The organism is Epilithonimonas zeae (genome assembly GCF_023278365.1).
Classification (GTDB): domain Bacteria; phylum Bacteroidota; class Bacteroidia; order Flavobacteriales; family Weeksellaceae; genus Epilithonimonas; species Epilithonimonas zeae_A.
Genome location: NZ_CP075338.1, coordinates 1,600,808 through 1,623,203 on the forward strand (window position 1 = coordinate 1,600,808; position 22,396 = coordinate 1,623,203).

Genomic DNA, 22,396 nt, shown 5'->3' on the forward strand with positions numbered 1-22,396 from the left:
TTTATTAAACTTCAACACAATAAAAAAGCCTTACTTTAAAAGCAAGGCTATAATTACATCAAAATAAATGATTTATTTTTTGATTACTTTTTTAGTATAAGAAGCATTTTCTGTTTGTACCTTAACTACATAGTTACCTTTGCCAAGCTCAGATACGTTTAATGATTTTGCTCCATCTTTAGACATTTTGACTAGTTTACCTGCAACATCATAAACTTCAACAGAATTAATTTTTCCAGCAACATCAAAATTCACAACATCTACAGTTGGATTTGGATAAACTCTGAAGATGTCTTTTTTACCTGCTTCAGCAACAGCTAACGTAGCATCTTTAACCTGGATATTATCAACACTGAAACCAGAACCATAATTTTCTATAGATAGATCTAAAAAGGAAAAATCTGTAGCTGTCAATGTTGTTGAGTAAATAACATTTCCGTTCACATAATATTCAAGTGTGTTATTGGCTTTATCAATTACGGTTTTGAAGTTATACCAAGTTGTAGAGTCCCACTCTAAATCAGTTTCTACATAAGTCTCTTGCGCCGGATCATAAACTACAAAGTTCCAGCTTTGATATGTCAACCAAAAATCAGCAACCACATCTCCATCTTCAGTATATAATCCTACTGCATAATCAGAATCAAAACCATCAAGATAAACATCTGCAGATACTTCTGTTTTGCTATAGTTTGGTATTGTTGTGTAAGCATTACTCCACTCTTCACTAGCATCATCCTCGATATATAGAGAACTTGTTCCATCTGTAGCTCTATTGTTTGACACTTTAAAATAAGAACTTGAAGCAGTCCAATCTTTTTGTCCATCTACACTACCAACATTATAACCCTCCGAAGCTTCGAAAGAAATTTTTGTTTGTGCATTAGCCGAAAAGAAAATTGCTGATGTAGCAATAAAAGATAATAGAAGTTTTTTCATATTATTTATTTAAATTAAACGTTTGTTTTAAAAATTGGAAGGCGAAAATAGAGATTCTCTTCAGAATAAACAAAATAATTAAACAAATATTTGATTTTTAACTTCTCTTTAATATTAATGATTATTCTAAAATAAGTAATATAAAATAAATTATATTTAACATTAACAGCAAATACACTATTAATAATGTAAAATAAAATTCTTTAATTATTAAAACGGAAATCATTTTCGAGATAATCAGAAGTCGCACTTTCTATTGAATAATCTCCAATTCTTGTCCTTCTGAGCTGTGTCAAATAAGCGCCAACTTTTAATTCTTGTCCAATGTCGTGGGCCAAACTTCTAATGTAAGTTCCTTTTGAACATCCGACAGTGAAAGAAACAAATGGTAGATTAATCTCTATATTATTAAGATAATGAATTGTGGTTTTTCTAGACTTCATTTCTACTTCTGTTCCAGCTCTTGCCAGATCGTAAGCTCGTTTCCCATCTACTTTCAAAGCTGAAAAAACAGGTGGTTTTTGATCAATTTCTCCAATGAATTTCTCTAATGCTAGATGAATATTTTCTTTGGTAATGTGAGAATAATCGGTTTGTAGAATCTCTGGCTTCTCGGTGTCGTAAGATTCGGTTTGAACACCTATTTTTATTTCCGCCCAATACTCTTTTGGCGCATCCTGAATCTCTGGAATTTTCTTTGTGAATTTTCCTGTGCAAACAATTAATAATCCTGTCGCTCTCGGATCCAAAGTACCAGCGTGACCTATTTTGAATTTCTTAGGTAATTCCTTGAACTCATTTTTTAGTTTATATTTCAACTTATTGACAGCCTGAAAACTTGTCCAATCCAAAGGTTTGTCCAATAAAAATATCTGTCCGGATTGTAATTCTTCTACTGTCATTTATTTAAAGAAATAAAAATAAATCAACAGCGCAATTCCAACAAAAATACGATACCAGCCCCAAGGTTTGAAACCATATTTGTTCAATAAAGCAATGAACGATTTGATGGCAATCCAAGCGACAACAAAAGCAACGATATTTCCGATTACAAAAATCAAAATATGGTCTTGTGAAGCTAAAATCATCTCATAACCTTTCTGAGGATTCCCTGTTTCTTTACCCCAAGTTTTTACAAAAACAGAGTAAAGCGTTACAGCCAACATCGTCGGAACTGCAAGAAAAAACGAAAATTCTGCTGCAGCTTTTCTGGATAATCCCTGAGACATCCCACCAATAATAGAAGCGGCACTCCTACTCGTTCCAGGCATCATCGCCAAACATTGCCAAAAGCCAATAGTCACTGCTTTTTTGATCGTAATTTCTTTTTCATCGTGAATAATTGGATTCTTGAACCAATTATCTGCAAACAACAAAACAACTCCACCTAAAACCAAAACAGATGAAATAGCAATTTGATTTCCGAGAACAGATTCAATGATATCATCTAAGAAAAAACCAATGCCCAAAGCAGGCAAAACGGCAAAAGCTAATTTGTAATAAAACTGAAGATTGCTGAAATCAAAGAATTTTTTACCATAAGCCACAACTACAGAAAGTATCGCTCCGAATTGGATAGAAACCTGAAACATCTTGAGAAATTCAGTTTCTTCTAATCCCATCAAACTGGCAGCAAATCCCATATGAGCGGTTGAAGAAATTGGTAAATATTCGGTAAGTCCTTCTATGATTGCAATAATAATTGCTTTGATCAAATCCATAGTTTGTTTGTTTATTAAAAAAAACTTTGTCTCAGTTTGACCAAGACAAAGTTATTATTGTATTTCTTATTAAAGTTTAATCCTTATTTCTCTTCAGAATTGCAAAAACCTGAACCACAAATCCTGCAATGACCAGCATTGGCGCTAATCTGATTCTTCTAAAAGAGAAAATCCCTTCGTTCCAGTAATTTGGGTCAAATTTTCCTTCCGGCGTTGTGTTAGCGTCTGCTCCCATCATCAGAACAAATCCTAAAAGAATCAATCCTAATCCGATTAACATCAATTTAAAATTTTTGTTTCCGAAATAGAAAGCATTTTTTTCAGCAGTTTCAGTAGGTTTTCCTATTTGATCCGCAGAATATTTATTTGTTTTTTTTGCCATCGTTAAGAGTAATATAGATCATCAACGTTGCTTCGTAAAAATCTCCAGGTTGCAAAGATAGTACTTGCAATGGTTATAAAAACACCCACCAATAAAATTATTATCACCAAGAAAACATATTGGTTCGTGTCCTGAACAAATGGTGTCCCAATCTGGCTTGTGAAATAATACCAAACACCTCCTAAAGCTAAAAGCCCTATGAACGCACCAATTAATCCAAGAACCAAGGCTTCTTTTATAAAAGGCATCAGAATAAATCTCCTCTTAGCTCCAACTAATTGCATAGTTTTGATAATAAATCTCTTAGAGAATATTTTCAGTCTGATTGAATTATTAATAAGAACCATTGCGACAATCAAGAATAAAATTGAAAATGCTAATATCCAAGTCAGAATTCTATTCAAGTTGTTGTAAACATCGATAGTTAATTGATTATCATTAGCCACATCTTTTACGCCTTTTATCGCCTTAAGTTGTGTTACAACACCATCAATTTTTGCAGGATCAACAAATTCTGGCTTCAGAGTAACTTCAACAGAAGCAGGAAATATATCTTCTTCAAAAAGTGCATCAGCGTCTATTCCCAGCTGTTTTTTTGCCAAAACTGTCGCTTGTTGTTTAGAAATATATTTAGCTTGCTTTACATAATTCTGCTGCTTGATTGTGGTAAAAGTTTCCTCTTGAAACTTAAGCGTTTTTGCAGAATCGCGTGGATCCAGATACTCATCAAAATAAGCTTCCACCACCAATTGCTCCTTGATATAATCCGAATATTTTTGAGCATTGATCAATATCAATCCAAATAATCCTACAAGGAATAAAACCAGCGAAATACTGATGACCACAGTAATATTACTTGATCTCAGTCTGCTTTTATTAAAATCGTCAACTGTCTTTGGCATCAAAAAAATTTTTGCTAAAATAGAAATTTTCGTTTAAAAAGCCGTTGTAAGCTCTGTTAATAAAATCATAAAAACATCATTATGACTTAATTTTCACAACTTCTTTCCTGAGAATTTTAGAATCGAAAAATCGGCATTTTTATTGTTTAGGAAAATTACCAAATCAAAATTATGAAAGTGACACGCCAAGCTACAGGAAAAAATTTTTCTTATTTCGATAAAAATAAAGAGAAACTCAAGGACCCACAAAAAATCGAATATATAAAATCGTTGGTCATTCCACCAGCTTGGACCAATGTTGAAATCACAACCAATAAAAGCGCAAAAATACTGGCAATCGGACGAGACCAAAAAGGCAGAAAGCAATACATCTACAATCCAAAATTCCGAGCTAAGAAAGATGCGGACAAGTTTGACAGGATTTTACATTTTGCCGAAAACCTGGAACATATGCGGCGCGTTACAGGACAACATCTGAGAAAGAAAAAAATGACCCGTGAAAAAGTTCTTGCCGCAATGGTCAGACTTTTAGATTCTGCTTATTTTCGTCCTGGAAGTCCAAAATATACACAACAAAACCAGAGTTATGGCTTAACAACCATCCGCAAAAAACATCTTAACATTGAAGGCGACGAAATGATTTTTTCTTACAAAGGAAAATCAGGAAAATTTCAAGAAAAACATATTATCAATGCTAAATTGACAAAAGTCATTTCTGATTTGGAAGATCTCCCAGGCTACAGACTTTTCAAATATTATGATAAAGACAACAATCTTATTACGGTTGAAAGTCAGGATCTGAACCAATATATCAAAGAAATAATGGGTGAGGAATTTTCTGCAAAAGATTTCAGAACCTGGGCAGGAACGATGATTGCTGCCGGAATTCTGGATGAATTGGGAATCTGTGAAAAAAAACAACAAAAAGAATTGAAAAAAAGAATCCGAAATGCGATTGTTGCAGTTTCTGAAAAGTTAGGCAATACACCTTCCGTAGCAAGAGATTCTTACATTGATCCCCGCATTTTTGAACATTACAAAAACGGACACACCATACAATATTTCAAGAAAGAAATTAAAAAGCTATTGAGAAAGAATGAAAATCTGTCCGAGACCGAAGTTGGTGTTTTGTATATGTTGAAATCGAAATTAAGTTAACTCAAGCTTTTAAAAACTTCACCTATTTTATTGATGAGATCTGTTGGCAACATCGCTTCTTTCGAGAATTCTTCGGCAGCCAAATCACCTGCTTTTCCGTGAAGCCAAACGCCGAAAATGCAAGCTTTTTCAATTTCATATTTTTGAGAAATCAATGAGGTTAAAATCCCAGTCAGAACATCGCCGCTTCCACCTTTTGCCATTCCGGAATTGCCTGTTACATTATAAAAAACTTGTGCATTTGGAGTAATGACAGCTGTATGATGATCTTTCAGTATGATAAAAATTTGCAATTCTTTTGCTTTCCATTTTGCCAATTCTATTCTTTCAAAAGAGTTTTCTGTTTTACCAAACAATCTTTCAAATTCCAGAGGATGTGGTGTTATGACAGATTTTTTTGGAATTAAATTTACTTTATCGTTTTCGGCCAAAATATTAAGCGCATCGGCATCCAGAATAATTGGATTTTGATAAGATTTCAAAAAATCAAACAACGCTATTTGGGTTTGTTTTTCTTTTCCCAGCCCGGGACCAATTCCATAAACAGCTTTTTCCTGAACTTCGATTTCATCTAAATTTTTTTCTCCGGAACCAATAAACATCGCTTCGGGAATCTGAGATTGCAAAATGAAATTTCCACACTCTGGGGCAATTGTAAAAGTCAAACCACTTCCAGTTTTCAAAGCAGATAAAGTGGACATCAGAATTGCACCTATTTTACCATAACTTCCCCCAACCAAAATACTTTTCCCAAAAGTTCCTTTGTGACTGAAATCTCCGCGCGGTTTGTAAATTTGTTTGACTAATTGCTCATCAATTACAAAGTAATCTGTCTCGACTTCATTAATAAAATCCTTATCCAAATCAATATCTAAAACTGTAATTTTCCCACAAAATCGCCCCGTTTCAGAATGAAGAAAACTTCTCTTATAAAACTGAAACGTCAAAGTAAAATCGGCTTTGAAAACAGTAGAATTTTGTTCAATAATCTTGTCTGCATAAAGTCCAGTTGGAATATCAATAGAAATTTTTGGAACTGGAATTTGATTTAATTTTTCAATTAAATTTTTAAAATCATCAGACAATTTCCGATTCAAGCCATAACCAAACAAAGCATCTATGATAACAGATTTTTCACTATTGACATTAAAAATTTCAGAAAAATATTTAGTATCAATGCCACTTATTGTCTTTATTTTTTTGAAATTGGTTTCTGCATCCGTGGAGAATTTCAAATTACCTTCATTGATAAAAACTTCGACATCAAATCCTTTTTCATAAAGCATTCTTGCAATTGCAAAACCATCACCCCCATTATTTCCTGTGCCACAAAAAATCAGAAACTTATTCGTCGGCTCAAAATTTTCTTCAATCCAATCAACACAAGCTTTGGCAGCTTTTTCCATTAGATTAATAGACGAGATTCCTTTTTCTATTGTAGCAGAATCACATTTTTTTATTTGATCGGCGGTTAGAATTTTCATTTTTAGAATTGCATGAATATCAAAATTAGACAATAATTTCTTTAAAAAGCTTTAATTAATAAAGCATTATAAATAAAAAAACTATATTTTTGTTTATACTAACTATAAAAATACAACTATGGGCTTTGTAAAAGAATTTAAAGAGTTTGCATTTAAAGGCAACGTGGTAGATCTGGCAGTCGGTGTAATCATTGGTGGAGCATTCGGAGCGATTGTAAAATCATTGGTAGATGATGTCATCACGCCACTTTTATTAACTCCTGCTTTGAAAGCTGCAGGTGCAGAAAACATTAAAGAATTAGCTTGGAACGGTGTAACTTATGGAAATTTCCTTTCATCGGTTATCAGCTTTTTGGTTATTGCATTTGTTTTGTTTTGGCTAATCAAAATAGCTAACAGGGTCAACAAAAAGCCAGAAGTAGCTCCAGCAGGACCATCTTCTACAGATGTTTTGCTTGCTGAGATTCGCGATGAGTTGAAGAAAAAACAGTCACTTTAAAATAAATAAAATGCCACTTGAAAGTGGCATTTTGGTTTTAATACTTAATTCACAATATCAAGTTCAATTCTGTTATTATCTTTTTTGATTTGATTTTTCAATCGGTCTTCCTGATCTTTTGCAATTTTTGTTGAAGTTCCATCTTTTCCGGTTAAAACAATAGATGTTCCGCCCATTTGGATTTGCTTAATTCCTTTCGTTGGATCATTTTCGTATTCTTTTATCACTTTCTGAAACTGTTTGGAATTGACAGCGATCTCTTTAGCATTCCATACATTGATATCTATGTTTCCTGCTATGTTTTCAATACCTCTCAATTCCAATTTGTGAGAACCTGTTTTATCTTCAATTTTAACAATCAATCCCGGTAAACCTCGGAATTTATACGGTCCATCCTGAATCGGAATTTCTGTCGAAAACCAAGCAATCCAATGTCTTCCCGCAAAATCGGCTTCAGCTTTTTGCGCGTTCCATTCTCCTATTTTTTTTTTTTCTGATGATATTTTCCAGTTGATTTTGCGGTCGTCGGAGATATTGTAAGCATCCATTCCCAATCTACGGTGGAGATTAATTCTATAATCTGGATAAGCTTTTGTTACAGAATATCTTACACTGCCTTTCTGCATATCTGACCTAACATTAATTGAACCTGTTGCTGCCAACTGTTTTTCCAAATCTACTTTCATTATAGAATCCGAGTTAAAAACTGTATAGCTGTAGTATTTGGAACCATCTTTTGTGGTGTCCAAAAACATCATCTCTGTTTTGATATCTTCCACATTGGTCGAATCAGGAATGAATTTGTATTCATAGATGAATCGCTTATTCTGAGCAAATGTTAGAATTCCTAAAATCAGAAATAAATTAATTAATAGTTTTTTCATAGTTATCAAATATTAAAAAAGCCGGCGAACCGGCTAAAGTGTTATGAATATCTCTTTTTACTTGGTGACGATTTTTATTGTGCTAACTTTATTATCTTTTATAACATCAATCATCTTAACATCTTTGGAACTAATATTTTTAAAATCCTCTGAAGAAATTTTCACTCCATTAAGATAATAATTAATGGCTGAATCGTCTGTGGTTTTATCTAAAACAATGACCTGATTTGATCTGTTAATTTTTAGCGGCGCTGTAACACTCTTATTATACACCAATGCTTTCGGAGAATCTAAAACAGAATTAAAACTAATTGACCAAGGGCTGTTTTGACGCATTTCTTTGTTTAGTTCCTGTTGCTTTTTTTGAAGCTTTTTCTGCTCTTCTAATAATTCGCTTTGTTTTTCCTTAAGTTGTTTTCTTTTTTTCTCCAATTTTTTCAATTCTTTGGGAGACAATTTGGATTTAGCTTCATTATAGAATTTATCATCTGAAAAATTAAAATTAAAATTACTTGTCAAATCTTTAAACTCTGGAAAATCACTTGCATCAAATCCAAAAGCCACAGTTCCATCGGTAAAAGCATCTTTTCCATATTGGTCTTTTATCATTTTCTGGAATTCTTCTTCAGTATAGGTTTTTCCATATTTTTCAGAAGCTTCCTGCGCTCTTTTTTGAGCATCCTGAATCATTTTCTGGAATTCAGGTGAATTGACTTTAATCTGCATTTTTTCAGCCTGTTCCTGCGCATTTTTCAAATCTTTCTGGAACTTAGGAGAATTCATCATTCGCTCGGCAATTTTTGCCTGTTTCTCAGCAGTAGCAATTCTCTTTTTGAATTCCGGAGAATTGACCATCTTTTCGGCATCCTTCGCTACTTTTTCAGCATCAACGATTCTTTTCCTGAACTCAGGAGAATCATACATTTTCGCCATTGCTTCAGAATGCTCTTCTAAACCTTTGATATTTCTTTTGTAATTATCAGAGTTTACAACATCGTCCATTTTAGCAGCAAGTGATTCCATTTCATCTTCCAAAGCTTTGTATTCTGCAGTTTCTTCCTTTTTAGCTTTTTTCAAAGCTGATAATTCTTTGCTTTTTTCAGCCATTTTTTTGCTGATTGCCGACATTTTCAAATGATCTTCCTGCAAAGCATCGGAATAGGCTTTTGTCTGTCTTTGGTGATCGCTTGCCAGACTATCAAATTCCGATTGTTTTGGCTGGATTGTATCCATTTTTATTTGTTGAACCGCAATTTCTATCGCTTTGTTCGTTTCTTTGATCTCTTTGTTTTTAGCATTTACCATATAAGCAAATACCATAAAAAATAAGATCGGTAGCGCAAATAACTTGCGTGCATAGCTGTACTTGGTTTGATTTTTTGTAATCATTGTAAGTCTTTTTTTGAGGTTAGATGATAAAAAAGGACTTGTAACAGGCAAAACAGAACCCGAGAAATGACTCTCCAACAGCATCTGCGCAAATGCTTTTGTGTCCGATTTTTTGACTGCTTTGTTGTCCGCCAAGTATTCGTGAATAAGATTGATTTCTTTGTTGATAAAATAAAACACAGGATTAAACCAGAAAATGGATTTAACCAATTGCATCAGGAGTTTATCCCAGCTGTGTTTTTGTTCTATATGGACCATCTCGTGCTTCAGTATCTGCTGACCAACGGGAGAATTAATCTCTATTGATTTTTTCCAGAACAGATTTCTGAAGAATGAAAATGGTGCATTATTCAAATTAGTCTGATAAAATTTGATTCCTTCGATGGTTTCATTCGGGAACTGATTTTTTATCGAATTGATTTTTAAAATTCCTAGTATTAATCGAATTAAAAGAATGATTGAAACCACTCCAATAACTGTATAAAAAACCGAATAAATAGTGATATCATAGTTTGTAGTTTGAGGTTGTTTTTGATTGAATCCACTCAACAGCAGATATAAGTTTTTGTTTGTTTCTATCGTGAAATAGGAAACTTTTACCAGAGGCAGAACCAGACTGATGATGACCAAAAATAAAAGATAGAATCTGTTATAGTGATGAAAGGTCTTGTCCTTTAAAAACAATAGATAATAAGCAAACATCACTGCTGAGCATAGAATCATCTTGCCAAAATAAAGTAATATTGGTTCCATTATTCCTTGTTTTTAAGTTCGTTTAATAAAAGCTCCAAATCTTTCACACTGATTTCATTTTCTTCTACCAAAAACGAAACAGCATTGGTATATGACCCTTCGAAATAATTCTTAACCAGGCTTCTGATAGATTTTCCGCTGTAATTCTCTTTACTTATCAAAGGAAAATATTCGTGCTGTCTTCCAAAAGTTTTGTAATTCACAAATCCTTTTTCCATCAGTATTTTAAGAATCGTGGAAATCGTATTGGTATGTGGTTTTGGTTCAGGAAACAATTCTAAAACGTCTTTTAAGAATCCTTTCTCTATCTGCCAAAGGTACTGCATTACCTGTTCTTCTGCTTTGGTTAACTTATTCATATTCATTTACTTTAAAAAACAATCAATCTTATATCACTAAAAACTTAGTAATACAAATGTAGGATTAATTTTAATTCATACAACTATTTTTATAGTTAAAAGAAGTTAAAAACTATAACTTATTGGTTTTCAGCTTGTAAATTTAATAAAAGTATTAATTTCAAAAATTATTAAAATAATACTTGACTTGAGATGAATTAGCCGTATATTTGCAGTCCAATATCGCGAGGTAGAGCAGTAGGTAGCTCGTCGGGCTCATAACCCGGAGGTCGCACGTTCGAGTCGTGTCCTCGCAACCAATCCAAGAGAATCACAATTGTGGTTCTCTTTTTATTTATGGAAGAATTTGTTGTTTATGTTTTATATTCAGAGAAATTTGATAAAACCTACACTGTGTTTACTTCTAATCTTTTAGAAGATTTAAATCTCATAATTACTTAGCTAAATCTGGATATACAATTAAGTTTAGACCTTGGAATGTAATTCACGTAGAATTTTTCAACGAAAAGAAAGATGCAATGAAAAGAGAAAAATTTTTGAAAAGCGGACAAGGGAGATTATTCATCAAATCTTTGATTCGATAATTGGAGGGCTCATATCCGCCAAAGGCGGACGCACTTTCGAGTCTTGTCCTCGCAACCAAACTAAGAGAATCACAATTGTGGTTCTATTTTTTATTTAAATACCCTCAAGAAAAGAATTAGTTAAAATAAATATCTCGCAGATTGAGCAACTATTGAAGATAATAGGTATTTAAAAATCAGTTCAATAAGCCCAATCTGCAAGAATTTAAAATTCGTCAGTAAAATCAGTAAAAAAATAAAAACAACAAATCACTTGACTTGCATTAAAAAAGTTGTATATTTGCAGAACAATATCGCGAGGTAGAGCAGTAGGTAGCTCGTCGGGCTCATAACCCGGAGGTCGCACGTTCGAGTCGTGTCCTCGCAACCAATCCAAGAGAATCACAATTGTGGTTCTCTTTTTATTTATGGAAGAATTTGTTGTTTATGTTTTATATTCAGAGAAATTTGATAAAACCTACACTGTGTTTACTTCTAATCTTTTAGAAAGATTTAAATCTCATAATTACTTAGCTAAATCTGGATATACAATTAAGTTTAGACCTTGGAATGTAATTCACGTAGAATTTTTCAACGAAAAGAAAGATGCAATGAAAAGAGAAAAATTTTTGAAAAGCGGACAAGGAAGATTATTTATCAAATCTTTGATTCGATAATTGGAGGGCTCATATCCGCCAAAGGCGGACGCACGTTCGAGTCGTGTCCTCGCAACCAATCCAAGAGAATCAATTATTTTGATTCTCTTTTTTTTATTTAAATCAATTCATACCTTTGACTATGGCAAAAATATTAAAAATATACCCGCAAAACCCGCAAGAAAATTTAATAGACGAAGCCGTAAAAGTACTTCAAAACGGTGGTGTTATCATTTATCCTTCGGACACGATTTATACGATTGGTTGTGATATCTACAATCACAAAGCAATGGAAAGACTCGCTCAGATCAAAGGAATCAAGATTGACAAGCAGAAATTTTCAATCATTTGTAATGACTTGAGTCATCTTTCAGAATTTACAAAACCGATAGAAACTTCAACTTTCCGTTTCCTGAAAACACATCTTCCCGGTGCATTTACATTTATTTTAGAAGCTAACAGAAATCTACCTACGGCTTATAAAGGAAATAAAACCGTTGGAATCCGTGTTCCTGACCATATTGTTCCACAAATGATTGTAGAGAAATTGGGACACCCGATTGTTTCCACTTCCATCCACGATGATGATGAGATTTTGGAATATTCTACAGACCCGGAATTGATTGCCGAGAAATACGATAAATTGGTAGATTTGGTCATTGATTCTGGTTACGGAGACAACGTCGCATCCACTATTGTGGACTTAACTTCCGGCGAACCAGAAATCATTAGACAAGGAAAAGGTATTCTTTAATTCTAAGTTTAGATTCAAAGTTTCGTATCATTAATAAGCTTGAACCTCAAACTATAAACTTTAAACTACATAATGAAATTCATAACATCGCCTGCGAAATTGATGAACATAGAGAATTCTACAGAATTTTTAAAAAGTACAACACCTAAATTTATCAAGGACTCAGAATTTATCCAATCCTTTTTGAAGGAAAAATCTCCAAAATATCTTTCTGAATTAATGGAAATTTCTCCGAAACTGGCAGACGAAAATTGGGAACGCAACCAAAAATGGTCTTCAAAACCGACGACTAAAAACTCGGCGCCGGCAATGTTTGCTTTCACAGGTGAAGTTTATCGAGGTCTTGATGCAAAAACTTTGGACGAAAAAGCTGTGAAATTTTTGGAGAAAAACTACAGAATCTTATCCGGGCTTTATGGACTTTTGAAACCTTCTGACAAAGTGATGTTGTATCGTTTGGAAATGGGAAGACCCTTCCAGTTCGATTCTTATAAAAACCTCTACGAATTCTGGACTGAAAAAGTGACAGAGCAAATCAATTCTGAATTAAAAAAAGGTGAACTTTTGATCAACCTTGCAAGTACAGAATATTTTAAAGTCATTGACAGAAAAAAATTGAAGTCGAAAGTGATTGATTTTGAATTTAAGCAAATTCAGCCTGATGGGAAATTGAAAACGATTGTTGTCTATACAAAACACGCTCGTGGTTTGGTGCTTCGTTTTTGTGCAGAAAATAACGTTCAGACTTTGGATGAATTAAAAACTTTCAATTATGAGAATTATTTGATTGATGAAAAGCTGTCGACTGAAACTAATTTGGTTTTCACAAGGTAAATATTGAAATATAAATCTCGCAGATTTTTGCTGATTTTGCAAATTTAAAATATGACAATTTCCGAACTTAAAATTCTTTTTCAGAACGAGCTTTCTGAGCTTTATTCCAAATCAGAAATTGAAGAATTATTATCTATTTTTTGTGAACATTTTATTGAACTAAATAAAATTGAATTGAGACAAAATCTCGATAAAGATTTATCTGAGCTTGATTCCGAAAAATTTTCTAAAGCTATTTTTGAATTGAAAACAGGAAAACCTTTTCAACAAATTCTCGGTGAAACTGAGTTTTATGGAATGAAATTCTTCGTCAATGAGCACGTTCTGATTCCAAGACCAGAAACGGAGGAATTGCTGGAATTAGCGATTAAGAAGATACAAGAGAAAAGTAAAAAGAATCAAGTTTTTAATGATGGGCTTCGAGAGCCTCAGCCTGACAATGCTGATAGTTTTGAACAAGAAAACTTTCAAACTCTCAAACTCTCAAACTCTCAAACTACTCTCAAACTCAAGATTCTTGATATTGGAACTGGAAGTGGAATCATTCCGATCGTTTTGAAAAAATATTTTCCTGAAGCGGAAGTTTCTACTATAGATATTTCTGAAGATGCTTTGAAAATTGCTAAGAAAAATGCTGATTTTCATAACGTTGAAATCAATTTCATCAACAAAGATTATCTGAATGAAGTCTTCGACTCCGCTCAGACTGACAACGATATTTTTGATGTCATTATCAGCAATCCGCCTTATATTGGAATTGAAGAAAATATTGAAATTGAAGAGTCAGTGAAAGGTTTTGAGCCTAATATTGCACTCTTCTCTCCTACTTCCGATGCTTTGATTTTTTACAGGAAAATTGCAGAAGATTCTGAAAATCATCTTTCTGAAAACGGAATGATTTTTCTGGAAATCAATCAGAAATTGGGAAAAGAAACTTTGGATTTGTTCCAGAATTTCTCCGAGTCTATTCTCTTAAAAGATATTTCGGGAAACGATAGGATGATTTTTGCGAGAAAATAGTTTTGAACACAAAGCCCACAAAGATTTTTTGTAAATCCTATGTTGTTAAGTTCACAATGGCGCTTCGCTTAGAAAAGATTTTAGTGAGATTTTGAAATCGGTGGAAGAAGGGAAAAACCTCAACATAGCCCCGATGGGAGCGGCATCCTTTTTTTGTAAAAAAAAGATATAGCGGACAGCGGGTTAGAAAAGTTCTAACAAAACTGAAAATTTGATGCTCCTAAAAAACTATCCTGTCAAAATTTGATGAATTTTCGCCCTTCAGGGAAGGCGAATTTTCATTTTTAACCAATTCTTTTTTTGACAAAAATTTCGTAAGACAAATATATCAATGGTAAAGCCATAATCCCGATGTATAAAGCGTTTTGTTGCGCCAATTCTGGATAAGCAATCACAGCGTATACCAATCCGAAAAATGCGCCACCGAGATGCGCTGCGTGACCGATGTTGTCGTTTTGTCTTGGATTCAGCATCATATAAACGGAATATCCGAAATACAAAGTCCCAAACAAAAAGCCTGGGATAAACCAAATTTCAATTTCTCTGGGAGCCAAAGCTACAGCAGCAAATAAGATTCCTGAAACACCTCCACTAGCTCCAATTGCGGAATAAAACGGTACATTTTTGTAGTGGTAAAGACAAAATAAATTACCTAAAATAATGGAACCCAGATAAATTGCTAAAAATCCGCCTACTCCAAATCCGCCTAGCCCATCTTGGTAATAATCAACAGGAATCAATACTATAGGTGCAAAAATGTACAGTGTGTACATATTGAAAAACAAGTGCAGGAAATCTGCATGGAGAAAGCCGGAAGACAGCAATCTGATGTATTCTTTTCTTCTCTGAATTGCGCTAACCTCGAATTTGTATTTTTGGAATAATTCGGGGTTTTGGAATCCGATGTAACTTGTGACACAAGTGATTACGATTATGAGGAGTAAAATGATGTTCATTTTTAATTTTTGATTTTAATTAATTTTCGTCTTCTTCAAAGAGACTTCCGATTGTTCCGCCGTCATCATCTAAATCTTGTCCGATTTTTTCTTCGATTTCCGGTTCTTCTTCAATGATTTCCGGTGGTTCCGGAATGGTGATATTGATGTTTTTGACTTTATCTTTGGTCAATTGATTTCCAATTGCCTTGATTCCTTTCACTGCGATAAACTCATCCAAATCTATACTTTCTGATTCTTTTTGTTTGCCTTTGATGGTTGGATAAATTAATTCCGCAATCGCTCCGACTTCTGTGGTTACAAATTCTAAAAACGATTTTGGATTCTCGTTGCTAAAGAACGATTGAACATTGCTTGTGTTCTCCAAAAGGAAACGTTTAACGAAATATTTATCTTTCTCACCGTCGAAATAGATACAAGTGATTGGCTGTTCCGGTTTCCATTTTTCGAGAATCAAGTAATCATCATCAAAACGATTCATCAAATCGAAAGATACTAATTTGGTTTCGCCTTGAGAATTGATGGTTAGAATCTTGTCATCACCTTTGAAACTCCCGAGCAGACTTCCTCTTCCATCAGCATTCAAACGACGTACAGAATCATCGAACCAAATTTTTCTAGGTGCTAAAGTGGAAACGCCTTCTTCTTTGAGGTCGACTTTCTTTACAGCATATTTGGTGACCAAATTACCTTTGGAATCACGACCTTTGATCATGACATCAGAGAAATCTATATCAATTTTATTCTTTCTGACTCTTGCATTTGGTTTTAACAAAACAGAAACAACTTCTGCTTCTCCATTTGGATTAGCCGAAAAATAGAGCATTTCTGAGTATTTTTTATCTGAGGCTAATTTATAATCCGTATTTCTGGTAACACCTGTAACAGAAAAACGTTTCATATAATATGGACCTTCTCGACCTTCACGATAGATTGAGTTATAAACTGTACGCTTGTCATTCTTTTTCCAAATCGCAACGTGTACAATATTTTTACCGATGAATGTTTTGCCTTCAACCTTTACAACTTTCATCGTTCCGTCTTTCTGGAATGTGATAATATCATCGATATCAGAACAATCGAACAAATATTCGTCTTTTTTGAGAGATGTTCCGATAAAACCTTCTTCCCGATTGACATACAGTTTTTCGTTGGCTACAGCTACTTTACTTGCATCAATCGTATCGAAAATTCTAAGTTCGGTTCTTCTTTCTTTTCCTTTTCCGTACTTTTTCTGGATATTGGTATAATAGTCTATCGCATAGGCAATCAGATTCGCTAAATGATGTTTCACTTGCTCAATCTTACCCTCCAAAGCCAGAATGTTTTCCTTGAATTTATCCAAGTCAAAACGCGAAATTCTCTTGATTCGGATTTCTGTCAACTTAACAATATCCTCTTCTGTTACAGCTCTCAAAAGATGTTTGGTGTGAGGCTTCAAACCTTCATCAATGGTTTTGATGACATCTTCCCAAGATTTAACTTCCTCAATATCGTGATAAATTCTATTCTCGATAAAAATTCTTTCTAATGAAGAAAAATGCCAGCTTTCCTGGAGTTCGTGAAGTTCAATCTCCAATTCTTTTTTAAGCAAAGCAACCGTATGATCTGTGTTGTGCTTCAGAATATCAGAAACTGAAAGAAACATTGGCTTATCACCAACAATTACACAGGCATTTGGAGAAATCGGAACTTCACAATCTGTGAAAGCGTAAAGCGCATCAATCGTTTTATCTGGCGAAACATCCGGATGAAGATGAATATTAATCTCAACAACATCGGACGTATTATCTTCTATTTTTTTAATCTTAATCTTACCTCTTTCATTGGCTTTCAGAATACTGTCGATAATATCACCTGTATTCTTTGAAAAAGGTAATTCTGTAATGGTAAGCAAATGTTTTTCTTTCTGAGAAATCCTCGCTCTCGCTCTTATTTTCCCACCTCTGTGACCATCGTTATAATTGGAAACATCCAACATTCCCGCGGTTAGGAAATCCGGATATAATTCAAACTTTTTGCCCTTGAGATAAAGAACAGACGCATTAATTAACTCATTAAAGTTATGAGGCATTATTTTCGTAGAAAGTCCTACCCCAATTCCTTCAACACCTTGAGCCAAAAGCAATGGAAATTTTACCGGAAGGTCAATTGGTTCATTATTTCTACCATCGTAAGACTTAGTCCAGTGCGTTGTCTTTGGGTTGAAAACAACATCTAAAGCAAACGGCGTCAACCTTGCTTCGATATATCTTGCAGCCGCTGCGGAATCACCTGTATAGATATTTCCCCAGTTTCCTTGGGTATCTATCAATAATTCTTTTTGACCAATCTGAACCATAGCATCGGTAATTGACGCATCACCGTGAGGGTGATACTTCATCGTATTCCCGACAATGTTCGCAACCTTGTTGTAACGACCATCTTCCAACTCTCTCATAGAGTGCATAATTCTACGTTGAACAGGCTTCAAACCATCAAAAATAGAAGGAATTGCTCTATCAAGAATTACGTAGGATGCATAATCTAAAAACCAATCTTTATACAGTCCCGAAACTTTTTTCAGGCTCTCTTCGTGATGTGTACTTTCTTCCATTAAACTGCAACTGTATTATCTTCGTTTTCGTGCCCAATTTCGTTATTGGTCTTTACTACTTTATTTAAAGAAAATTTCAAATCTTTTACTTGCTTTTTGCTGAGATAATTGATATCATATTTCAAAATGGTAATATGATTTTTTTTACTGCTGACATAAACATACAACCTCTTGAAAATAAAAGCATTAACAATATTATATTTTATTAATTTGTATTTTGGAAATTCATCTTTTGCGTTTTTTTTGGCCAATAGATAGAGAATATGATTATTTCTAAAATTGAGTGCTTCGCCATCACTGTCATATTCAAAAATAGGTCTGCCGAATAAATAAAGTAATAAAAACAGTAAGCAGGGAGCTGCTAATAAAACCCAAGCTTTTTTACCGAAAATATCAAACTTATTGATTTCCAGAATATAAGCTATAACACCCAAAATAAAAACTATCCCCACAAGTGAGTATATGAAGCTAAAATAGGCATATCTATTTCTATTACTGAGTCGCATTATGCAGATTCTAAATTTTTCTTCTTATCAATATTGGAGTCGTCTTCCACCACCAGATTATCCAAAATGAACAATTGTCTGTCTGGTGTATTTTTACCCATATAAAATTCTAAAAGCTGATCAATAGTTTGATCCTTTCCAAGAACAACAGGTTCTAATCTAATATCTTTTCCAATAAAATGCTTAAACTCGTCAGGAGAAATCTCACCTAACCCTTTGAATCGGGTGATTTCAGGATTTTTACCTAATTCATCCAAAGCTTTCAATCTTTCTGAATCCGAGTAACAATATCTCGTTTCCTTCTTGTTTCTAACTCGGAAAAGTGGTGTTTGCAAAATATACAAATGTCCATTCTTTATCAAATCTGGGAAAAACTGAAGGAAGAATGTAATCATCAATAACCTGATGTGCATCCCATCGACATCGGCATCTGTAGCGATAATCACGTGATTGTATCTTAGATCTTCAAGACTTTCTTCAATGTTAAGCGCCGCTTGCAAAAGGTTGAATTCCTCATTCTCATAAACCACTTTTTTCGTCAGTCCATAACAGTTCAGAGGTTTACCTTTCAATGAAAAAACAGCCTGTGTTTCTACATCTCTGGACTTGGTAATAGAACCAGAAGCCGAATCTCCCTCGGTAATGAAAATCATTGTTTCTGATTTTCTAGATGCTTTCTGATCATTATAATGATGACGGCAGTCTCTCAGTTTTTTATTGTGAAGCGACACTTTTTTCGCTCTTTCTCTTGCTAGCTTCTGAATTCCGGAAAGTTCTTTTCTTTCTCTTTCCGAAATCATTATTTTTTTGAGAATTGCCTCTGCCGTTTCAGGGTTTTTATGAAGGTAATTATCCAGCTTATTTTTAAGATAATTGATAACGAAAGTCTTGATGGTTTCCAATTCCTTCCCATCTCTATCCTGACCCATCGTTGCAGATCCCAGCTTTGTTTTGGTTTGGGACTCGAAGACAGGATTACCAACGTTGATATAAACAGCACCAATAATAGCTTTTCTAATATCAACCGCTTCAAAATTCTTATTAAAAAACTCCCTAACAGTTTTTACATAAGCTTCTTTAAAAGCATTTAAATGCGTACCACCTTGCGAAGTATATTGTCCATTAACAAAAGAAAAATAAGTTTCAGACTGCGATTTGTCAGAATGTGTAATCGCTACTTCCATATCTTCATCTTTGATATGAATGATTGGATAAACGATTTCGCCATCAATCTCTTCCTCCAACAAGTCTTTTAAACCATTTTGAGACTCGAATACTTCTCCGTTAAAATAAATTTTCAGACCTAAATTTAAGTAAGTGTAGTTGCGGAGCATTTTTTCCACATACTCATTCCTGAATTTGTAATTGATAAAAATACTTTCATCGGGAATAAAAGTAATTTCGGTACCATTTCTATCGGAAGTTTCAGCTTCGTCGTGTAAAATATCTAATTTTCCTTCTCTGAATTCTGCGACTCTGGTTTTGCCCTCGCGGACAGATTTTACTTTAAAATAAGTGGACAAAAAGTTTACTGCTTTTGTACCCACACCATTCAATCCAATCGATTTTTTGAACGCGCCATCGTCATATTTTCCACCTGTATTCATAATGGAAACCACATCTACGATTTTCCCCAAAGGAATTCCTCGACCATAATCACGTACGATGACACTACCATCCTTGATTTTCACATCAATTCTTTTTCCTGCTTTCATCCTAAACTCATCAATAGAGTTATCCAGCACTTCTTTGAGCAAAATATAAATTCCGTCATCAACCGATGATCCGTCACCCAATTTTCCAATATACATCCCAGGTCTCAGCCTGACATGCTCTCTTGGTTCGAGAGTTCGGATATTGTCTTCGGAATAATTTGCAGGATTGATTTCGCTCATAAAATTGAATTTCTAAAAAAACGTTTAGATTGGTAAGAATCGGTAACTCACAAATTTAACGAAATGGATTTTAATTTGAAAGTTTTGTGGATAATTTTTTAGTTACATTTTTCTGAAATCCACTAATGAAAAAAGCCTTCAAACTGAAGGCTTTTAAAATTTATTTTTTGATAATTTTCTTAGAGATAATTTCTGATTTTGTATGAACATTCAGAATATATTGTCCAACGGGAAGTTTACTAATATCAGCTTCAGAAGCTTTATTTTCTAAAACCATTTTTCCATTCATGTCAAAAATTCTGATTTTTTCTATATATTCTAAACCTTTGATTTTCACTAAATCTGAAGCCGGATTTGGATAAACTTGAAGTTTAGTTTTGTTTAAATCTGAAACTGCCAATATATCCTCGTCAACCACCTTTACATTATCGATGATTAAAACTAAAAGATCTGTGCAATTGTAATGTCTGAAAACGACTTGAATATCCTGACCTGCGAAATCTGTAACGTCTATCATCACATGCTTCGCCTCATCCATATATCCCGCATCCAAAGTTTCTTCAAAAACTGGCGTTTCAGTTCCAGTAAAGGTAGAATTTGCAGGAATCACATAGACTGCATAATGCTCTTGAAACACTTCATCATCAAAAGCACCAACATCAAATTTCAAATTCAATTGCTTTCCATTATTAGAATCACTTGGTAAAGAGATTACCGGACTTGTAAGCGTATTATCTGGCGTGAAAGCTTCAAAATACCAAGACCACGATGTAGCATAATATCCCGTGAAAGCATCTACCGAACTATTATCGAATTCCCATTTTTGTCCATTTCCATCACGATCCGTGTTAATCCACGCATTTCGTCCTGCTTCTGTTTCAAAATCTTCATTGAAAATAATGTTTTGAGCAGATATTGCCAAACTAGACATTAAGAAAGAAGCCAATAGTAATTTTTTAGTCATACTTTTTTATTTTTTAATTCTTGCTAAAGTACAAATAAAAAACTCCCGACAAATCGAGAGTTTTTAATCTTTATAATATGATGAATCAATTACACATTAAATCTAAAATGCATAATATCTCCATCCTGAACAACATATTCTTTTCCTTCCACAGATAGCTTTCCAGCTTCTTTCACTTTCGCTTCCGTTCCGTAAGTCATATAGTCATTGTACTTAATCACTTCTGCACGGATAAAACCTTTCTCAAAATCTGTATGGATTACACCAGCAGCTTGCGGCGCAGTCCAACCTTGACCAATAGTCCAGGCTCTAACTTCTTTAACGCCAGCTGTGAAATAAGTCTGCAATTTCAAAAGATCGTAAGCTTTTCTGATCAATCTATTAACACCTGGCTCTTCCAGACCAAGCTCTTCCAAAAACATTTGTCTTTCTTCGAAAGTTTCCAGTTCATTGATATCAGCTTCGATTTGAGCTGCTAAAACTACAACTTCAGCGCCCTCGCTTTTAGCCATCTCTTCAATTTTAGCAATCCAATCGTTTCCGTTTTTTATAGAATTTTCATCTACATTACAAACATAAAGAACCGGTTTGTTGGTCAATAACTGAACTTCTCCAATAATTGATTTTGTAAAATCATCCGTCGAAAACTCTCTGGCATTTTTTCCATCCTCAACAAATTTTTGAAGATTTTGCAACGTTTCAAAAGTTAAAACATCTTCTTTTTTACCAGACTTGATGAATTTCTTAGCTTTATCAACTGCTTTTCCGATAGTTTCCAAATCCTTCAACTGCAATTCTATATCGATGATTTCTTTGTCTCTCAAAGGATCTACAGAACCTTCTACGTGGATAATATTACCATTATCAAAACATCTCAAAACGTGGATAATAGCTTCACACTCACGGATATTTGCTAAGAATTGATTTCCCAAACCTTCACCTTTACTTGCTCCTTTTACCAAACCAGCAATGTCCACAATCTCTACAACTGCAGGCAAAACACGCTCAGGATTGACGATTTTTTCCAATTCGAAAAGTCTTGGATCCGGAACGGAAACTGTTCCTAAGTTAGGTTCAATCGTACAAAACGGATAATTTGCAGATTGTGCTTTGGCGTTGCTAAGACAGTTAAAAAGGGTTGATTTTCCTACATTCGGAAGACCTACGATTCCACATTTCATA

Annotated in this window: 22 protein-coding genes and 2 tRNA genes; 9 read left to right on the forward strand and 15 right to left on the reverse strand. The window is 34.0% G+C overall.

Annotated features, from left to right (window positions below; genetic code table 11):
• Window positions 1–72: 72 nt before the first annotated feature.
• From KI430_RS07075 to KI430_RS07095, 5 genes are all read right to left on the reverse strand, one after another.
• Entirely contained in the window at window positions 73–939 is an 867-nt protein-coding gene (locus tag KI430_RS07075) for a T9SS type A sorting domain-containing protein (protein ID WP_248877547.1), read from the reverse strand.
• Window positions 940–1,142: 203 nt separating this feature from the next.
• Window positions 1,143–1,841, reverse strand: coding sequence for a tRNA pseudouridine(55) synthase TruB (gene truB, locus KI430_RS07080; RefSeq protein ID WP_248877548.1), 699 nt, complete (start codon window positions 1,839–1,841; stop codon window positions 1,143–1,145).
• Window positions 1,842–2,660: an undecaprenyl-diphosphate phosphatase gene (locus KI430_RS07085; RefSeq protein ID WP_248877549.1), complete on the reverse strand. Its 819-nt coding sequence runs from the start codon at window positions 2,658–2,660 to the stop codon at window positions 1,842–1,844.
• Window positions 2,661–2,736: 76 nt separating this feature from the next.
• A complete protein-coding gene (locus KI430_RS07090) occupies window positions 2,737–3,042 on the reverse strand; it encodes a DUF3098 domain-containing protein (RefSeq protein ID WP_248877550.1) in 306 nt (101 codons plus the stop codon).
• Between the two features lie 2 nt (window positions 3,043–3,044).
• A complete protein-coding gene (locus KI430_RS07095) occupies window positions 3,045–3,944 on the reverse strand; it encodes a cell division protein FtsX (protein WP_074233398.1) in 900 nt (299 codons plus the stop codon).
• A gap of 171 nt (window positions 3,945–4,115) precedes the next feature.
• Here KI430_RS07095 and KI430_RS07100 point away from each other — a divergent pair, with 171 nt between their 5' ends.
• On the forward strand, window positions 4,116–5,102 hold the full coding sequence (locus KI430_RS07100; protein WP_248877551.1) for a DNA topoisomerase IB: 987 nt from the start codon (window positions 4,116–4,118) through the stop codon (window positions 5,100–5,102).
• Here KI430_RS07100 and KI430_RS07105 read toward each other — a convergent pair.
• Window positions 5,099–6,586 (reverse strand): NAD(P)H-hydrate dehydratase, encoded by a 1,488-nt coding sequence (locus tag KI430_RS07105; RefSeq protein WP_248877552.1) that lies wholly within the window; start codon window positions 6,584–6,586, stop codon window positions 5,099–5,101. The two genes, KI430_RS07100 and KI430_RS07105, sit on opposite strands and share 4 nt — an antisense overlap.
• A gap of 118 nt (window positions 6,587–6,704) precedes the next feature.
• On the opposite strand from KI430_RS07105, the gene mscL reads away from it, so the two are divergent.
• On the forward strand, window positions 6,705–7,085 hold the full coding sequence (gene mscL / locus KI430_RS07110) for a large conductance mechanosensitive channel protein MscL (protein WP_248877553.1): 381 nt from the start codon (window positions 6,705–6,707) through the stop codon (window positions 7,083–7,085).
• A gap of 44 nt (window positions 7,086–7,129) precedes the next feature.
• Here mscL and KI430_RS07115 read toward each other — a convergent pair whose 3' ends face one another.
• Genes KI430_RS07115 through KI430_RS07125 form a run of 3 tightly spaced genes read right to left on the reverse strand, consistent with a single transcriptional unit; the run spans window position 7,130 to window position 10,476 of the window.
• Window positions 7,130–7,969 (reverse strand): GLPGLI family protein, encoded by an 840-nt coding sequence (locus KI430_RS07115; protein ID WP_248877554.1) that lies wholly within the window; start codon window positions 7,967–7,969, stop codon window positions 7,130–7,132.
• Window positions 7,970–8,026: 57 nt separating this feature from the next.
• Complete coding sequence (locus KI430_RS07120; RefSeq protein WP_248877555.1) at window positions 8,027–10,111, reverse strand: M56 family metallopeptidase; 2,085 nt, start codon at window positions 10,109–10,111, stop codon at window positions 8,027–8,029.
• Window positions 10,111–10,476, reverse strand: a complete 366-nt coding sequence (locus KI430_RS07125) for a BlaI/MecI/CopY family transcriptional regulator (RefSeq protein WP_120212899.1) — start codon at window positions 10,474–10,476, stop codon at window positions 10,111–10,113. The genes KI430_RS07120 and KI430_RS07125 overlap by 1 nt, the downstream gene beginning before the upstream one ends.
• 217 nt (window positions 10,477–10,693) lie before the next feature.
• Here KI430_RS07125 and KI430_RS07130 point away from each other — a divergent pair.
• The 7 genes from KI430_RS07130 to KI430_RS07160 all read left to right on the forward strand — a co-directional run bounded on the left by KI430_RS07130 (window position 10,694) and on the right by KI430_RS07160 (window position 14,297).
• A tRNA-Met gene (locus tag KI430_RS07130) sits at window positions 10,694–10,769 on the forward strand.
• A 159-nt stretch (window positions 10,770–10,928) separates the two neighbouring features.
• The gene (locus KI430_RS07135) at window positions 10,929–11,054 is read left to right on the forward strand and encodes a hypothetical protein (RefSeq protein WP_248878282.1); all 126 of its coding nucleotides are present in this window, start codon (window positions 10,929–10,931) and stop codon (window positions 11,052–11,054) included.
• Between the two features lie 294 nt (window positions 11,055–11,348).
• Window positions 11,349–11,424: transfer RNA gene (locus tag KI430_RS07140), tRNA-Met, on the forward strand.
• Window positions 11,425–11,461: 37 nt separating this feature from the next.
• Window positions 11,462–11,710, forward strand: a complete 249-nt coding sequence (locus KI430_RS07145) for a GIY-YIG nuclease family protein (protein ID WP_248877556.1) — start codon at window positions 11,462–11,464, stop codon at window positions 11,708–11,710.
• A gap of 121 nt (window positions 11,711–11,831) precedes the next feature.
• A complete protein-coding gene (locus KI430_RS07150; protein WP_248877557.1) occupies window positions 11,832–12,443 on the forward strand; it encodes an L-threonylcarbamoyladenylate synthase in 612 nt (203 codons plus the stop codon).
• A gap of 72 nt (window positions 12,444–12,515) precedes the next feature.
• Window positions 12,516–13,277 carry a peroxide stress protein YaaA gene (gene yaaA / locus KI430_RS07155; protein ID WP_248877558.1) on the forward strand — a complete coding sequence of 254 codons (762 nt, stop codon included), beginning with the start codon at window positions 12,516–12,518 and terminating at the stop codon, window positions 13,275–13,277.
• Between the two features lie 51 nt (window positions 13,278–13,328).
• The gene (locus tag KI430_RS07160; protein WP_248877559.1) at window positions 13,329–14,297 is read left to right on the forward strand and encodes a N5-glutamine methyltransferase family protein; all 969 of its coding nucleotides are present in this window, start codon (window positions 13,329–13,331) and stop codon (window positions 14,295–14,297) included.
• 284 nt (window positions 14,298–14,581) lie between these two features.
• Here the strand turns inward: KI430_RS07160 and KI430_RS07165 are convergent, their stop codons facing one another.
• The 6 genes from KI430_RS07165 to ychF form a co-directional block, all read right to left on the reverse strand.
• Window positions 14,582–15,253, reverse strand: a complete 672-nt coding sequence (locus KI430_RS07165) for a rhomboid family intramembrane serine protease (RefSeq protein ID WP_248877560.1) — start codon at window positions 15,251–15,253, stop codon at window positions 14,582–14,584.
• Window positions 15,254–15,272: 19 nt separating this feature from the next.
• A complete protein-coding gene (locus tag KI430_RS07170) occupies window positions 15,273–17,849 on the reverse strand; it encodes a DNA gyrase/topoisomerase IV subunit A (RefSeq protein WP_248877562.1) in 2,577 nt (858 codons plus the stop codon).
• Window positions 17,849–18,355: a hypothetical protein gene (locus KI430_RS07175; protein WP_074233387.1), complete on the reverse strand. Its 507-nt coding sequence runs from the start codon at window positions 18,353–18,355 to the stop codon at window positions 17,849–17,851. The genes KI430_RS07170 and KI430_RS07175 overlap by 1 nt, the downstream gene beginning before the upstream one ends.
• On the reverse strand, window positions 18,355–20,250 hold the full coding sequence (locus tag KI430_RS07180) for a DNA topoisomerase IV subunit B (RefSeq protein ID WP_248877564.1): 1,896 nt from the start codon (window positions 20,248–20,250) through the stop codon (window positions 18,355–18,357). The genes KI430_RS07175 and KI430_RS07180 overlap by 1 nt, the downstream gene beginning before the upstream one ends.
• A gap of 160 nt (window positions 20,251–20,410) precedes the next feature.
• Window positions 20,411–21,214, reverse strand: a complete 804-nt coding sequence (locus tag KI430_RS07185) for a T9SS-dependent choice-of-anchor J family protein (RefSeq protein WP_248877567.1) — start codon at window positions 21,212–21,214, stop codon at window positions 20,411–20,413.
• Window positions 21,215–21,303: 89 nt separating this feature from the next.
• A complete protein-coding gene (ychF, locus tag KI430_RS07190; RefSeq protein ID WP_248877578.1) occupies window positions 21,304–22,395 on the reverse strand; it encodes a redox-regulated ATPase YchF in 1,092 nt (363 codons plus the stop codon).
• Window position 22,396 lies beyond the last annotated feature (1 nt).